14 protein-coding genes are annotated in these 15,768 nt (G+C 38.8%); 2 read left to right on the forward strand and 12 right to left on the reverse strand.

Translation table 11 applies throughout. From position 1 onward, the window contains the following. Complete coding sequence (locus tag RIL182_RS17720) at positions 1-591, reverse strand: rhomboid family intramembrane serine protease (RefSeq protein ID WP_006856244.1); 591 nt, start codon at positions 589-591, stop codon at positions 1-3. A 216-nt stretch (positions 592-807) separates the two neighbouring features. Between RIL182_RS17720 and RIL182_RS17725 the strand changes: the two genes are divergently transcribed. After that, on the forward strand, positions 808-1,770 hold the full coding sequence (locus RIL182_RS17725; protein WP_022112394.1) for an HpcH/HpaI aldolase/citrate lyase family protein: 963 nt from the start codon (positions 808-810) through the stop codon (positions 1,768-1,770). A 121-nt stretch (positions 1,771-1,891) separates the two neighbouring features. Here the strand turns inward: RIL182_RS17725 and RIL182_RS17730 are convergent, their stop codons facing one another. The 7 genes from RIL182_RS17730 to RIL182_RS21810 all read right to left on the reverse strand — a co-directional run bounded on the left by RIL182_RS17730 (position 1,892) and on the right by RIL182_RS21810 (position 10,087). Continuing rightward, positions 1,892-2,941 carry a cysteine protease StiP family protein gene (locus tag RIL182_RS17730; protein ID WP_044998729.1) on the reverse strand — a complete coding sequence of 350 codons (1,050 nt, stop codon included), beginning with the start codon at positions 2,939-2,941 and terminating at the stop codon, positions 1,892-1,894. Between the two features lie 25 nt (positions 2,942-2,966). Beyond that, on the reverse strand, positions 2,967-4,109 hold the full coding sequence (locus RIL182_RS17735) for a phosphoribosyltransferase domain-containing protein (protein ID WP_006856241.1): 1,143 nt from the start codon (positions 4,107-4,109) through the stop codon (positions 2,967-2,969). Positions 4,110-4,134: 25 nt separating this feature from the next. Further along, entirely contained in the window at positions 4,135-4,938 is an 804-nt protein-coding gene (locus RIL182_RS17740; protein ID WP_243128708.1) for a flagellar biosynthesis protein FlgM, read from the reverse strand. Positions 4,939-5,381: 443 nt separating this feature from the next. After that, the gene (locus RIL182_RS17745; RefSeq protein WP_243128709.1) at positions 5,382-6,155 is read right to left on the reverse strand and encodes a flagellar biosynthesis protein FlgM; all 774 of its coding nucleotides are present in this window, start codon (positions 6,153-6,155) and stop codon (positions 5,382-5,384) included. 369 nt (positions 6,156-6,524) lie between these two features. Beyond that, positions 6,525-7,247 carry a hypothetical protein gene (locus RIL182_RS17750; RefSeq protein WP_006856236.1) on the reverse strand — a complete coding sequence of 241 codons (723 nt, stop codon included), beginning with the start codon at positions 7,245-7,247 and terminating at the stop codon, positions 6,525-6,527. Between the two features lie 561 nt (positions 7,248-7,808). Beyond that, the gene (locus RIL182_RS17755; RefSeq protein ID WP_006856235.1) at positions 7,809-8,171 is read right to left on the reverse strand and encodes a hypothetical protein; all 363 of its coding nucleotides are present in this window, start codon (positions 8,169-8,171) and stop codon (positions 7,809-7,811) included. Positions 8,172-8,200: 29 nt separating this feature from the next. Further along, entirely contained in the window at positions 8,201-10,087 is a 1,887-nt protein-coding gene (locus tag RIL182_RS21810) for a hypothetical protein (RefSeq protein ID WP_243128710.1), read from the reverse strand. A gap of 186 nt (positions 10,088-10,273) precedes the next feature. Between RIL182_RS21810 and RIL182_RS17765 the strand changes: the two genes are divergently transcribed. Next, positions 10,274-10,609, forward strand: coding sequence for a helix-turn-helix domain-containing protein (locus tag RIL182_RS17765; protein ID WP_006856233.1), 336 nt, complete (start codon positions 10,274-10,276; stop codon positions 10,607-10,609). Between the two features lie 57 nt (positions 10,610-10,666). Here RIL182_RS17765 and RIL182_RS17770 read toward each other — a convergent pair whose 3' ends face one another. From RIL182_RS17770 to RIL182_RS17785, 4 genes are all read right to left on the reverse strand, one after another. After that, a complete protein-coding gene (locus RIL182_RS17770) occupies positions 10,667-11,635 on the reverse strand; it encodes a helix-turn-helix transcriptional regulator (protein ID WP_044998725.1) in 969 nt (322 codons plus the stop codon). Positions 11,636-11,726: 91 nt separating this feature from the next. Then, on the reverse strand, positions 11,727-12,086 hold the full coding sequence (locus RIL182_RS17775) for a hypothetical protein (protein ID WP_006856231.1): 360 nt from the start codon (positions 12,084-12,086) through the stop codon (positions 11,727-11,729). Then, positions 12,086-12,652 (reverse strand): HNH endonuclease, encoded by a 567-nt coding sequence (locus tag RIL182_RS17780; protein WP_006856230.1) that lies wholly within the window; start codon positions 12,650-12,652, stop codon positions 12,086-12,088. Before RIL182_RS17780 ends, RIL182_RS17775 begins: the two co-directional genes overlap by 1 nt. 14 nt (positions 12,653-12,666) lie before the next feature. After that, the gene (locus RIL182_RS17785) at positions 12,667-15,768 is read right to left on the reverse strand and encodes a helicase HerA domain-containing protein (protein WP_044998786.1); all 3,102 of its coding nucleotides are present in this window, start codon (positions 15,766-15,768) and stop codon (positions 12,667-12,669) included.

A 15,768-nucleotide genomic window follows, 5' to 3' on the forward strand; every position in this document is an offset into this window, starting at 1 on the left:
TCAATATCTGTTCATTTTGTTTTTGTTCATCACATAGCCAAGGCCTGACCCGACAATGCCTCCCAATATATGTGTCAGATTCGAGACGTTATCCCTGATAAAGATACCATCATACACCTGCTGCCCGATATAGATCAGCGCAACCAGAATAAAGGTCAGCGGGATTTTTTCCTCCTCAATACTTGTTAAAGATGCGAGTAATATGAACGCAAATACAACACCGCTTGCCCCAAGGAGCTGGACATGTGGGAAAAATATGAAATTGATCACACCCGTTACCAGCGCTGTCGCTAAAATCACAAAGAGAATATTTGCCGAACCGTATTTTTCTTCCAAAAGCGGTCCTACAACCAGTAACATCATAATATTTCCAAAGAAATGATCCCAGCTGGCATGTCCTAACACATGTCCGAAAAACCGGATGTATGTGAACGGACTTGCTAACGATGACCGGTAGACACTGAAAAATGCACGCGTGGATGCACTGCCTGTTACTTTATCTAAAATCAGTACGATAAAACAGGCAAGCGTAAATCCCAAAATAACCGGAGAGTTAAATGACAGCCGTATCTTTTTACCACCGTTACCCATACTATTCCTTCCTCAAAAACCCTGTTTCACAGAGCACAATATTCTATAAAAATCATCTAAAAGTATAGCATACCGGCATCCTGTTTTCAAGAAAACGTCCGGCATCGAATCTATCTATCTTTTTGCCTATATTAATGCTATAATTCAATTTGCAATCTGTTGTTAAACTTGTGTTATTTTGAAGAGTTTTTATACACTCAGGGGGATTTTTACAAATTGAAAAACGATATGATTTATTACAGTGTCGGTGCACTGCTCTATTGTCCCGCCAATAAAAAAACGATTGCCGACTCTGTGATTCATGAAAAATTTGGAACTAAATATTCTCTGGCTTTATGCCTTGAAGATACGATCAATGACAACTATGTGACAGAAGCAGAGCAGGATCTTATCTCTTCCATCCATCAGATATTTGAAAGTTTTCAGGATCATCCTTTTTACCTTCCGAAAATCTTTATCCGTGTCCGCAATGCCGGCCAGATTGAACGTTTAACGAAGGCTTTTGGGGAAAGCATAAAGGTGATCACCGGTTATATCATACCGAAATTTACTGCTGACAACGCCAGCTCTTATATAGAAGAAATGATCCGGGCTAACGAACAGGCTTCCAGGAAATTATATATGATGCCGATCTATGAGAGTTCTTCTATCATTGACCTGCGGCACCGTATCGATATCCTGTATGATCTGAAAGACAGGCTTTCCCATGTGGAAGATCTCGTTTTAAATATCCGTGTCGGAGGAAATGATCTGTGTCACATGTTTGGATTCCGCCGTCATTGTGACGAGTCCATTCACCGGATCAGACCTGTCGCTGATATTTTTTCTGATATCATAACTGTTTACGGCATGGACTACGTCGTTTCCGGACCGGTATGGGAATATTATTCCGGGTATAATTGGGAAAATGGCCTGATTCAGGAACTAAAAGATGATAAACTCTGCGGCTTTACCGGAAAAACAGTCATTCATCCAAATCAGATTTCTGTCGTAAACAAAGTTTATCAGGTTACAAGATCAGATTTTAACGATGCAAAAGCAATTTTAAACTGGGATAAAAAATCAGACTCGCTTGTCTCCGGAAATCTTGCGGGTGAACGCATGAACGAATACAAAACCCACCATAACTGGGCAGAAAAAATCTTATTTCTTGCAGAGGTCTTTGGCATAACAGACTAAACTTATGTATGCACGAATTTCTTTGGCATGACAGACCAGACTGATGTATACATAAATTTCTTTGGCATGACGAGACCAAACTGACGTATGCATAAATTTTCCTGGAAACCGGCAGTATTTTTTATATATCTGACATTTTTTTAATGATACCGCAGCATTTATAATGTTTCATCGGATAATACTGGATCGACACATTTTTTTCCTCAGCTAATCTCACCAGATGTCCAAGCTGAGGATCTCCCTTGTACCTCTCATCAATCAGGATCTTCCATGGAACTCTTCGCAGCAATACTCTTGTCGCCTCTCCGATTCCCGGTTTGATCAGATTGATATCATCAATATCAAATGTCTTTGCAATCTGTTTTACCTCGTCAATACCAGAGCTTTCCACACACTTATTTTCTTTTTCCACATCCATCTCAAACTCGTTCTCGATCGTATGGATAAATTCATAGGACAGATCCGAATCTTTTAATTCTCCATAATAAACGGCTCCGTGGAAATCATCTTTTCTAATGATATCACTCCTTAAGAATGTCCTGCTGATCAGTCCTGACACAGTGCTGTTAAGACAGGAACTCGGTATTAAAATATCATCGTGCGTGCCACACAGTTCTGTCACATTAGCAGGATCTGCTATGACTGCGATATCGGATGACACACCTTCATACTGCGCAAGATCCTTTTTTAATTCATTTAAAATCGCGCCCTTTCCGATCCATCCGTCCACGAACAATAACTGTCCCGGTTCATACCGGCTTAACAGATATTTCATCGCATTGTCATCAATCCCTCTGCCGCGGATAATGGAAATGGAATAATGCGGTACATTGACCTGATATTTTTTTGCAATATATCTTTTGACTAAAATTCCGATTGGAATACCGGCGCGAGCCAGTGAGACGAGCACAATGTCCTGTCCCTTTTTTTCAACGATCTTATCTGCAAGTCTTCCGACAGCAAGTGCTACCGGTTTTGCATAATTTTTCAACGCTTCCCGGTACACCTGCATATATTTTTCTGTCGGGACATATTCGACCGGCAGCATTTCACTGTAATGTTTTCCCGCCTGTATCAGTTTTTCTCTCTCTTCGGTCGGCTGTGGCTGCACCATGCCGGTGATATCTTTTAGTAAAAGGATCACATCCTCATCGCTGTATGAACTTCTCATTTTTGTCCTCATTCCTATATTCTCTTTAATACCAACGGATCACAGATATATTTTCATTTTTCATCCGAAGTGCGTAAATCAGCGTTTCTAATCCTTTTAACGACGCTAATGCCGAATCCGTCATAACGATAACCCTGTCATAGTTTTCCAGATCATAAATAAAAGTCTTTCGTTCCGGATCATATAAACTGCACAGTTCATATCTGCAATGCAGTGGATACTCTTCCTCGGTACTGACCGCGATCGGACTTCTAGTCGTAGAATGGCAGCGGACATCACATCCTATTTTTTCTATTTCCTGACCTGTCAGAAGTGCGGGATACATAAACTCTTCCGTGCCGATCACAAGTACGCGCTCACCCTGTTTCACACTCGTTTCCACGATTACAGTTTCCGCAAGTTTTCTGCATGCAGCCTCATATTGTTTTGCGTCAACGAAACGTCTTGCATTCATCCATCCGGGAATTGATATGATATGTTCCCGCATATTCTTCTCTGATTGCACATCAATATCCGCGCTTTCATGCGTATGATTCTCCGGTATCGCACAAATATATAAACCATCACATCTATACTGCTCCGCAACCGTACCGTATCCGGAATGATCCGTTTTTACCAGATAATGAAGTTCTATTTTTTCATCCTGATAAATTTTTAAGTATTCTTCTGTCATTCCATTTAACAATGAAGCAACTGCAAATTTTGTTTTTTTCTGATACTCTTTTGTTATGATCTTAATGATATTCATGATCGTATTCCCAGTGGTCACCTCATCCTCTATAAATACTATCCTGTCAATATCATTTATCACACGGTCTATATCATCTTTTACCAATTTCTGCTCAGTCGCATGGCTGTGCGCTTCCGAAAAAAATAAATATCTGGCATCCGGTATTACTTCCCGTGTTGTCTGGATATACTTTGTTCCCAATGTGATCGCAGCCTGTGCACCGATTGCTGTCGCGGTTTCTGCAAAACCGATCAAAAGCAGCCTCTCACCTTCATATTTTCCCTGAAACTTCTCTGCAAGACTTTTAAATAAATTCAGTGCTTTCGAAGGTTCGACCGGAACATGTTTTCCCTGCAGTGGATCTACTACCAGATAACTTCTTTTGGTATTGTTTTCCCGTTTTGCTATTCTCACTAAATCTTTTTGCTGATAGTTCATATGTTTTTGATTTTCCTGACGTTCGTTAATTTTTTACGATCTGTTTTCCAAAAGTCTTTAGATATTCTTGGGCAGTCTGTAATGATATATTTAGTTTTTTCTGCAACCGCTCTAAAATAGCGTCTTCTGGCAACCCTAGATCACAACATGTATCTACAATTCCTTCCGCTCTGCCACGCATTTCTCCTCTTGCCTCTCCTCTTGCTTCTCCTCTTGCTACATCCTGCTCTATTTCATCTTTCATTAATTCCCGTAATGCTTCGCACATACCATTCGCCCTCCTTACCTTCTGATATATTTCATAATTCGCACTGACACTTGCCTGTAATACTGCGTCTATATTATTCCGCTCCCGCGGTGTCTTCATATTTTCTGTCTGTTCTAAAAACTTCCTGATATCCTCTATATCGGCATTTGCAGATAAGATTCTTAGGCTGCTGTGCATAGTCCGGTTCAACCTGCTGATCACCACGATCTGCACCGGGAATAAAATGTTCCCTCTCACGTAATAAATACCTGGATATTTTTCTTCCAGTACATATCCTTTTCGTTCTAATTCAAAAAACAGTTCTCTTGGATATGCTTCACGGAACAATGACACGGTCAGTTCGTCCGCCGGGATTTCATCGATTGTTTTCCCATATCCTTTATAAAGGCAGGCATATCCAAGTGTTTTGTAAAGAGTGTCTATCGACAGTTCATCTCCCGGTCCTTTGTATTCTAACACATTGTACTTTCGCATGATATGACCGATTTCATTTTTCATCACTTTTTCTGCATTTTCTTCTTTTATGATCAGAAGATCAATACGGATCGGTTCTTTACTCAAATGATACTCCGAGATTAAATCAAGTTCCTCGATGTTTTCCTTTAGTTCCAGTTCCGCTGCTGCATAAAACGCAGGATGCCACTGGATCTTTTTGGCTTTGTCTGATGACGATTTCTTTGTCTTTTGCGCGATAATCGTTTCCTCCCTTTTTATTCGGGAGAATCGTCTAATATTTTCGAATCCTCCCTGCTTTTATTTTTATTTAGTGGTGATTTAAAAGCATTGAAAATTCTGATATCCGACGTTGTGGCTTGCTTATTGATATACAAAGCCCTTAACATGGTTTTGACCTGTTTTGAAACGGCGTATGCTGCCTGATAGATTTTGTTAGAATGTAATGCTTTGTTTTTATAAATTTTATACATAAGCGTAGAAACAACATATCCATAAAATATGTATTCTAAACGCATCTGGTCGTTTTCGTGAAAATGTGTGCGTTTAACTTATACCATCTGCTTTCCAAAAGTCTTTAGGTATTCCTGGGCAGTCTGTAATGATATATTTAGTTTTTTCTGCAACCGCTCTAAAATAGCGTCTTCTGGCAACCCTAAATCACAACATGTATCTATAATTCCACGTGCTTCTCCTCTCGCTTCTCCTCTTGCTACATCCTGCTCTATTTGATCTTTCATTAATTCCCGTAATGCTTCGCACATACCATTCGCCCTCCTTACCTTCTGATATATTTCATAGTTTGCACTGACGCTTGCCTGTAATACTGCATCTATATTATTCCGCTCCCGCGGTGTCTTCATATTTTCTGTCTGTTCTAAAAACTTCCTGATATCCTCTATATCGGCATTTGCAGATAAGATTCTTAGGCTGCTGTGCATAGTCCGGTTCAACCTGCTGATCACCACAATCTGCACCGGGAATAAAATATTCCCTCTCACGTAATAAATACCTGGATATTTTTCTTCCAGTACATATCCTTTTCGTTCTAATTCCAAAAACAGTTCTCTTGGATATGCTTCACGGAACAATGACACGGTCAGTTCGTCCGCCGGGATTTCATCGATTGTTTTCCCATATCCTTTATAAAGGCAGGCATATCCAAGTGTTTTGTAAAGAGTGTCTATCGACAGTTCATCTCCCGGTCCTTTGTATTCTAACACATTGTACTTTCGCATGATATGACCGATTTCATTTTTCATCACTTTTTCTGCATTTTCTTCTTTTATGATCAGAAGATCAATACGGATCGGTTCTTTACTCAAATGATACTCCGAGATTAAATCAAGTTCCTCGATGTTTTCCTTTAGTTCCAGTTCCGCTGCTGCATAAAACGCAGGATGCCACTGGATCTTTTTGGCTTTGTCTGATGACGATTTCTTTGTCTTTTGCGCGATAATCGTTTCCTCCCTTTTTATTCGGGAGAATCGTCTAATATTTTCGAATCCTCCCTGCTTTTACTTTTATTTGGCTGGTGATTTAAAAGCATTGAAAATTCTGATATCCGACGTGGTGGCTTGCTTATTGATATACAAAGCCCTTAACGTGGTTTTGACTTGTTTTGAAACGGCGTATGCTGCCTGATAGATTTTGTTAGAATGTAATGCTTTGTTTTTTTAATATATTTTCTAAACTTATACCACTTGTTTTCCAAAAGTTTTGAGATATTCCTGTGCAGTCTGTAATGATATATTTAGTTTTTTCTGCAACCGTTCCAAAATAGCACTTTCAGAGAGGCCAAACTCATATCCCATTTCAACAATACCTTCGGCTTTGCCACGCATTTCTCCTCTCGCTTCTCCTCTCGCTACATCCTGCTCTATTTCATCTTTCATTAATTCCCGTAATGCTTCGCACATACCATTAGCCCTCCTTACCTTTTGATATATTTCATAGTTCGCACTGACGCTCGCCTGTAATACCGCGTCTATATTATTCCGCTCCCGCGGTGTCTTCATATTTTCTGTCTGTTCTAAGAACTTCCTGATATCCTCTATATCGGCATTTGCAGATAAGATTCTTAGACTGCTGTGCATAACCCGGCTTAACCTGCTGCTCACCACGATCTGCACTGGGAATAAAATGTTCCCTCCCACGTAATAAATGCCGGGATATTTTTCTTCTAAGGTATATCCTTTCCTTTTCAATTCCAAAAATAGTTCTTTTGGATATGCCTCTCGAAATAAGGATACTGTTAATTCTTCTGCTGGAATTTCATTGGTCGTTTTCCCATATCCTTTATAAAGGCAGGCATATCCAAGTGTTTTGTAAAGAGTGTCTATCGACAGTTCATCTCCCGGTCCTTTGTATTCTAACACATTGTACTTTCGCATGATATGACCGATTTCATTTTTCATCACTTTTTCTGCATTTTCTTCTTTTATGATCAGAAGATCAATACGGATCGGTTCTTTACTTAGGTGATACTCTGATATTAAATCAAGTTCCTCGATGTTTTCCTTTAATTCCAGTTCCGCCGCCGCATAAAATGCAGGATGCCACTGGATCTTTTTTACCTTGTCTGCTAACGCTTTCTTTGTCCTTTGCGCGATAATCGTTTCCTCCCTTTTATTCGGGAGAACCGTCTGATATTTTCGAATTCTCCCTGCTTTTATTTTGATTTACTGGTGATTTAAAAGCATTGAAAATTCTGAGTGGCTCGCATGTTAATATGCAGCCTTTAACGTGGTTTTGATTTGTTTTGAAACGGCGTATGTTACCTTATAGATTTTGTTAGAATGTAATGCTTTAAATAGATTGTAACATGCCGACATATATCTGTCAGTAGTATCACATATTTTTTATTATTTTTGTAATATCTGCACAAAATGTGTGTACTGATTTTCTACTTAGTTTTAGAACCGCTGACTTCCTTTTTCCCACTCATGCTCTGTAGTGATATGTTTTTCATCTACTCTCTACAATAAAGCACATTCTTTATACTTAGATTTTATTTGTTCTATTATCTTTAAAATTGCTTTTTCTGCTGTATGTTGGTTAATCCAACCCTCTCTTGCATAGCCTGCCAAACTTAGTTTATTGTTATCTACTCGTTGTATTACAATTAATGCCCCATTCATATTATTGATACCACTATCAACAGTTACCACATATATCTGTTTTTCAAAATCCTCCTCAAGAATTTTTGCATTTCCAATAAGACAATCTCTTAAATTATCAAATGTTATATTGTCTACAAAATATTCTTTTATGACAATTTCATTCTCCTTAGCCCAAACATACGAATGCAGTTTATCAATTATTTCAATATTCCTCTCCATATTCTTCTCCCATAAAGCAATTTGGTATTCTATGTAAATGCAATATTCTCTAAATCATCCTCTTTCACATGTTCCGACATGTCTTCAAGAACATCTTTCAGACTTTGAACCATCTGTTGATTGGTTACTGCTGCAACATATTTACGTTTTGCTACTTCACTTTCAATAATGGGTACCAGAAGATTTCTTGCATATTCTCTTCTATTTGAAGATGCATACATGTCTTTCAATATACTTCCATCTAATTTTTCTCCCAGTCTGTCAACTGATTTTTCTGCCTCCTTTTGATTTAATAAATAATCTTTTGCAAGTTTCTCAAATTCTTTCTGAATAATTCTAACCATCTCATCAGCATCATCTTCGATAAAATTTCCAAGAACTGTTTCCGTTGCCTTTCCTGCTGCAGCCCCTGCTACAACAGAACCAACCAATCCTCCCACAATTGTCCCGATTCCAGGCAAAATTGCTGACCCCACTGCTGCACCACCAATCCATCCACCTGTTCCTCCTGCAACCGTGGTTGCTGTATTAGCAAGATTTTTAAATAACTGCTTTCCAGATATACGTCCCTGAAATATATTTGCAATGTCAAATGACGATAGTATCACCACTGTTGCACCTGCAGTTATTACATTTCCTCTCAGCAATTTAGCTGCACTTTTCATAGCTGCCGCACCATAAATATTGCCACCATCACGAAAAGCATTAATAAGCAGTGCTGATGCCTTCGGTCCCATAACAGAAACTATCGCTTCCGAACTTCCGACAAGTGCACTATTCAATCCTGCTTTTGACAGCTGTCCTGCAAGAACAGATGTAACAAATGCAGTTCCTCCAACTTTTAATCCTGAAGCTGTCGCTATCTTTAAAGACTTCTCGAGTTCTTCCCCGTTCCATAAATTAGTTGCCAATGCAATCATCGCCGTCACACCGAATGCTGATTTTGCAGCAACTGCTCCATTAGCAGCATCATATGTTATAGACTCCACAGTTCCTGCTTTTGCGATATTTCTAGCCTGTTCATAAGTAAAATGTCCTTTTCGAACAATATTTTCTGCTTCATTAATATCCTTTACACCTGGTACTTTCCCTTTTCGTATTTTATCTTGCATAGCCTCTACCGCAGCATCATATTTATCTGATGGGACTTCAATCTGCATTGGCTTTCCATCTTTCAGATATCTGAAATTTCCCTGTTCATCAAAGCATTCATTAACACAGGCAGAACCTGTCTGGCAATATTTTGATTGAATAAATATTCCATCTACCATTCTGTCTGCGCCATTTTTCACATTATCATCACCAACTATCTTTGCATCATGTCCTGTCAAATTATCATACAAATTGTTGGCTCTCTCTGCAGCAAATCCATGTCCCTGTCTTCCATGGAATTTTTCTTCTTCATATAATTTATTTATCTGACCATATGCTGCACTCGAAATTCCACCCGCCATTGCTCCATAATTTTCTGATTTATCAGTCTGTACATTTAACTTCTCAATATTATCTTCTGCAGGCTGTCTTATCAACGCAAGCAATTCTTTAAAAAAACGATACAATGGTGTTTTATTAAGATAAATACTTGTCCAATCTATTTTTGTTCCATCATACAATTTTATCTGCAATTCATTATTGCAGTCTTTATTCGCTATGTCATATAACTCAATATCTTCGATGTCGTCATACCAGATTTTCTTTGGTTTCTCTAATACTTCCAGATAATATACCTTTGTATCTGTAAATAAATATCCGGATTTTCCGCTTCCTGCAACTGTGGTGTCATAAAATCCAATTACCGTACTCTCATCTAATCCCGATGCAAATTTCTTTTTTGCATTGTCTAATTTTTTTCGAGAAATATCATTTCCTATCTGAAATCCAGATATTGTTTGAATTTTAGTATAGTATTTTTTCAATAACTCTATTTTTTCTTGATGTTGATCCATATGTTTCCTTTCAATTAATATTTTTAGATATTTGATAAATACTCTGTAACATTTTTATTTCACTCTATTAAAATGTATATTTCAACCCTTTTCCCGCGTTGTATATATTTCTTCTCAACTGATAAAATAAAAGTATTACCTAGGAGATTACAAATCATGAATCGATTAAAAGATTTGAGACTAAAGATGGGGTTAAGCCAGCAGGCTCTTGCTGATAAATTGAACGTCAGCCAGCAGACCATCTGTAAGTACGAAAATAATACCAATGAACCGAATATCGACATGTTAGAAGCCATGGCAGATATTTTTGACGTATCTGTTGATTATCTGATTGGCTATTCTTCGTGTGCCCATAAAGTAGAGGAAGTGTCCGAGACGGCTCTCAATGAAGATGAGCTTGCCTTTTTAAAAAAATATCGTTCGATCAATCCTTCCTCCCGTGCTTTAGTACAACAATTTATGGATGAATTTTTACGTTTATCCGGTGAATAATTTTTCTTTTATTATAGCTTGTACCTAAGACACCATCTGTCCATCTCAAAAACTTTTTTAATTTTTTACAACTTCAACATAATCTCCCTGGCTTCGCAGCCACATATCAATGCCCTTGCCAAATGTTTCAGCCGAAATTAAGAACTTTCCGTTTTCCTCCTTCAGGATCTTTGCAGTCGGCAGGCGATCTAATATCGCCTCCACACTGGTTCCTTTATACCAGAACTTCGTACGCTGTAATTTCCCGCCATACATGAACTGTATTCGTTTTCGATATTCTCCTTCCTCAAACCGGTCTTTATACGGAATATTAAAGTGTTCATCCAACACCTGAAGTTCTAGGATCCGGTCGATCCGGTAAATGGTTGGAAACGCATCATTTGCCACATCAAATGCTTTTTCTTTATCGATCCCTTCAATATTTGCAGCCAGATAAAAATAAAATTCGGAAAAAAGGATTGCCTGCGGTTCTACCTTCCGCTTCACAACTTTTTTATCTTTTGTACGCTCATAACCGATCTCAATGCATTTTTTCTCATGAATTGCCTGTCCGATCTGCCACATCTTATCAATGAATACCCTGTGATGCTGCGGTTCAATGTAATGGTAACGCTCATTGGCAATCAGTTCACTGACAAGGCTCTGGTTCTGCGGCGGCACACAGCACTCGATCAGCTTATCTAACATCTGCATCATTTCGTCTTTGGTAAATGCACGGCTGTCTAACAATATTTTGGTAATAGCAAGCACTTCCTCGTTGGAAAAACGCATTCCTTCTTCCTGCTCAAGCCGATAACCATTCTTCCTTCTGTCATAGATCAGCTCATTCTGGATACCAAAATCATTGACACGTTCGTTCAGATAACAGCGGATGTCATCTAAATCTCTTTGAATCGTTTTTTCATCCACACCGAACTTTTGTCCAGCAGCGGCTTTGTTAATCACTTTACCACGCATCAAAAGGTCGTACATCCGCAGAACACGATCTGCTTTTGATCTTTTATCTATCGGCTCCTTTTTTTCCATAACCTCATCTCCATTTTTCATCTCAAAACATTATCATATCTATCCTTAATACTTTTATTTTGTTTTCTGCAGCCAGAATATTGTTTCACCCTTATTTTATCAATGCTTCGATACTTTTTTCTTTCTTAAAAGATATCTCATCAATAATGTTAAATTTAGACCAGAATGTTTCTTTAAAATGGTACACAATAAAATCATTCTCACCACAGTCTGCAACTGGAATGATCCCATCTGCTTTAAAATCAACATGCAGTTCTTCTTTTGCATTCAAAATTTCTTTAAAAGCTAAGATTCTGACACCATCATCCAAAAATATTGTTTCTTCATTATTTGAAATAATTTTTTTTAAAACTTCCGGCAGTTCTGCTCCATATACCCGTTCAACTTCTGACACTCTTCCGCCATCAACTGTTTCTTTTAAAATCTGCTCTAAATACTGTTTTTTTGTCATTAATCTATTCCCCCTAACATTTCATTTAATCTACTGTACGGACTATCGGCTGCATGTACTCCCTGCTTGTCATAATGCACCTGTGCATCTAGTGGTGTAATATTTGCTGACTCGTTCTTTCCACCCATACCTAAAGGCTGTATATGATGTGCATCGTAGTCACTTCCTTCTTTACGAATCAGATTACCATTTGCAGAATATACATCATGCCCATATTTCGGCCACTCCCGGCCGTTTGTTTCCTCCCAACTCCTTTTTAACATCTCTTTCTTATCCGCAAATTCTTCCCGCATAACTGCATTTTCTTCCGGAGTAATTTTCTTTAAATCGTAAGCTTCAAATGGCCTATCTGAAAATGTATCCGGACATTCTGATTTTTCTTTAATATCCTTAAAATATTGGCTTAATACTTTTTCAAGATCTGCCTCTGCATTATCCGTTTTTTCAATCTTGTCATCTTCTAAAATCTGGTCAAACTTAGCCAGTGCTTCTGCACTGAACTCCTGTCTTACATCTTTTTTCCCTTGAATTTCCGTTATTTCCTTTGCTCCATTTTCCAGATGCATAACTTCACACCTCTCTACATATAGTCCATTAATCTTTCAAATAAAGTTCGTGACGTCTCTTTTCCATCTATCTGTGCCTTTTCCCTTGTCAAAAGTGCCACGATTTTTTTCTGGTCATTTTCACTCATCAACGTAACTGCCGGATCAAGTATTTCTCTCATAGCACAATACCATGTATCAATATTTCCTTCCTGTTTTCGCAGCATCTCAAACGCAATTTCCGAATTAAAAATATGATAAATAACCTGACATCTTAATTTCTGGATTTCTTCTTTATCATTCGTTTTTGTATACCTGATAAACGCTCTTTTGGCTTCCGATGGTATTGATAATTTATATACCTCATCAGTAAGATCCGTTATATATTTCCTGTCCAGTTTGTTTCTCTGGTTGACAGGTATCAGTAAATATTCAACAAATTTATTTTTATCTGTGCGTGTTTCACTTTCCCCTTTATAACAATACAGAGAATTTTTCTTAAAATTGGTATCGATGTTACACAATACAGGCTCTAACCAGTTATTCTGATAAACTGCTGCAACAAACGTTTTTAGCCTGGACAACTCTGATATCTGGTCTTCATTTAAATTTGCTGCTCTGCCCACAAGTTCCCTGTCTTCCATATCCGGCAGTCCTAAAATGATCTTGGTATTGGTATTGCGGATCACGGACATATCCATCAACCCCGGAGCCTGGTCAGCAATGATAAACCCCTCTCCATAGGTACGCATTTCCGCAATCGAATTTGCAAGCATTTCCACTGATTTTCCAAGTACATTTGCACTCTCCCCGGACTGCTCTGTTGATGTGCGTTTCAGGATATTGTGTGCCTCCTCCAGTACAGTTACATGCTGAAGCGCCGCATTTCCTTTCCCCGCACCTGCCATACGATACTCCTGTAATTTCATCACAAGCAATCCCATAATAAGTGACTTTGTCTCTCCCGATCCGGTTCTGCTCAGATCAATAATAACATTAAAATCAAACAATTCTTCCGCAGTAAGTTCATCATTGGTAAATATCTGACCATAAAGTCCATTGGTCAACGATTTCAGCCTGGTACAAAGTGCTCCCTTATAATCCCCCTTACTGTCGGACGAATAAGCAGAATCATCCATCACCACATTGATCTGATTTAATACATCAATAAACGACGGATACAATGCATTTCCATGTGTGTCATGATATCTGCACTCAGAGTTCTCCAGATTCCATCCGGCAGCGATATAGGCATGTTCAACCGCATCCTTTAAAACTGCCGGCATTGCAGCATACATTGGCCAGCACACATTAAATATTTCAATCAACCGGTCAATATGCTCTAAAACGTGAATATCTTCCGGGAAACTGAACGGGTTGATACGAAGGAGCGGCATTTTTTTATAATTTGTCCCAAATATTTTTATATCTTTATAACTGCCAAATCTGTTTTTGTACTCTCCTTTCGCCGATTCAATGACCAGAATTTTCACCTTGTGCTCCATTAACTGATCCAGCATCGTATAAATTGCTGTCGATTTTCCTTTTCCTGTTGATCCGGTGATAAATGTATGCATCGCCAGGCTTTGCATGTCGATTTTTACCTTTTGTTCTCTTCCATTTCCACCCTCGTTATGTCCCATATGATAAAGATTTCCAAGATCAATCGTTGGACCAGAACCACATTCTATATTCCGTCCAAACGGAGCCATCGGTATCACTGTAATCCCTGAAACAGATTTTTTCGGAAGACCGATCTGTATTGCCAGCTCATCTCCACTTATAATAGATGCCGGTGTAACAACCACCTTGTTTTCTTTATCCTGCAAAAATCTCGGGTGCACCAGAGAACCTAAATATTTTCCCAGAATATCTGTATCCTCCGGTTTTGACCACGAATTGATATGCGATGCCTGCACACAGGATTGTTTTCCCCGCATTAAGGCATTGTAATTACTTGCTGCCATGAGAGAAGTTTCTCTGTTATCCGCAATCACATACGCTGCACAGTCAAATGCCCCAAAACTTTCACACTCATCCAGGCGCTGCAGATGCTGGTCTATTTTATCAAGTAATGACTTTACAGAACGGTTTTCATAATTAAGCTGCAGGCTTTTTCCTGTCGTTTTTGTGGAAGATACCGTATCTGTAAATGCACGGCTCTGCTGGCTTGCTCTCATTGTTGAATTCGTTTTACCCGCTGTATCTGCGGTGCCGCTGTTCCTCCCCGCATTGATTCCAACCTCAAATCCAAGATTGATGGCTCCCATATTAAAACCGACGTCTACACCTGCACTGCCCCCAAAGTATTTTCCGCTGGATCTCGTTTTGCTCTGCGTCATTGCAATTCCCCTGGAGATCCCTTCTGATATTCCGTTTGTTTCTGCCTTTGAAATAGATGATGTATCACCTTCATTGAGTGTTACCGTACTGCCTGCAAAAGCAGAAAGCTGCGTATACAGCATCTCATACCCCTGTTTGATCACCTGGATCTCAGTGGTATCTACTGGATCGGCCAGCATAACGATCGTATATTTTTGTCCCTTTAAAGAATCCGTCAGATTCTCAATTCCCTGCACATACCCTTCTGTGCTTCTATCTCCCTCATCACGAAGTGCCACGATCCCCGATACCGCAGAATAACAATTTCCCTTTTTCTTTAAAACCTCTTTTTGAAACAGTTCCACCTTATCGTCTGATATTTCTTCCAACTCCGATCCAATCAGGTTTCCTGATAATGCACCTTTGAAAGCCTCTGCATTTGCAATTCTTCTGTTCCGGCTGATTTCATTCTGGTTTCTTGCATTTTTTGATAAAATACCTAAATAATAATCTATACGGTAACCATCACTTCTTATAATCGTTGTAATGCTACAGCCAATGGATGAAGCTACATTCACGATCGTGGTCAGTTTGTTTAAAAAATTTTCTTCCTTGTTGAGCACCAGTCTGGTAAGTTTATAAAACTTTCCACACATTACAATATCTACATCAATATCTTCCTCTGATGGCCGCATAATGTCATAGGTTTCCAAACGGTCAAGATAACTTTTTGTAATGATCGCTGCCGCATTATTTAATGAACTGTCTAATGTCCGGCTCAATTTATTTTGCGTTGTCTGTATCTCACTCAGCAT

Source organism: Roseburia intestinalis L1-82, from assembly GCF_900537995.1.
Classification (GTDB): Bacteria; Bacillota; Clostridia; order Lachnospirales; family Lachnospiraceae; genus Roseburia; species Roseburia intestinalis.

What these genes read in the sequence shown, in the direction of transcription:
- RIL182_RS17720 (WP_006856244.1), bottom strand. Translation starts at nt 591, where the DNA reads ATGGGTAACGGTGGTAAAAAGATACGGCTGTCATTTAACTCTCCGGTT.
- RIL182_RS17730 (WP_044998729.1), bottom strand. Translation starts at nt 2,941, where the DNA reads ATGAGAAGTTCATACAGCGATGAGGATGTGATCCTTTTACTAAAAGAT.
- RIL182_RS17735 (WP_006856241.1), bottom strand. Translation starts at nt 4,109, where the DNA reads ATGAACTATCAGCAAAAAGATTTAGTGAGAATAGCAAAACGGGAAAAC.
- RIL182_RS17750 (WP_006856236.1), bottom strand. Translation starts at nt 7,247, where the DNA reads ATGAAAAATGAAATCGGTCATATCATGCGAAAGTACAATGTGTTAGAA.
- RIL182_RS17755 (WP_006856235.1), bottom strand. Translation starts at nt 8,171, where the DNA reads ATGGAGAGGAATATTGAAATAATTGATAAACTGCATTCGTATGTTTGG.
- RIL182_RS17765 (WP_006856233.1), top strand. Translation starts at nt 10,274, where the DNA reads ATGAATCGATTAAAAGATTTGAGACTAAAGATGGGGTTAAGCCAGCAG.
- RIL182_RS17770 (WP_044998725.1), bottom strand. Translation starts at nt 11,635, where the DNA reads ATGGAAAAAAAGGAGCCGATAGATAAAAGATCAAAAGCAGATCGTGTT.
- RIL182_RS17775 (WP_006856231.1), bottom strand. Translation starts at nt 12,086, where the DNA reads ATGACAAAAAAACAGTATTTAGAGCAGATTTTAAAAGAAACAGTTGAT.
- RIL182_RS17780 (WP_006856230.1), bottom strand. Translation starts at nt 12,652, where the DNA reads ATGCATCTGGAAAATGGAGCAAAGGAAATAACGGAAATTCAAGGGAAA.
- RIL182_RS17785 (WP_044998786.1), bottom strand. Translation starts at nt 15,768, where the DNA reads ATGCTGAGTGAGATACAGACAACGCAAAATAAATTGAGCCGGACATTA.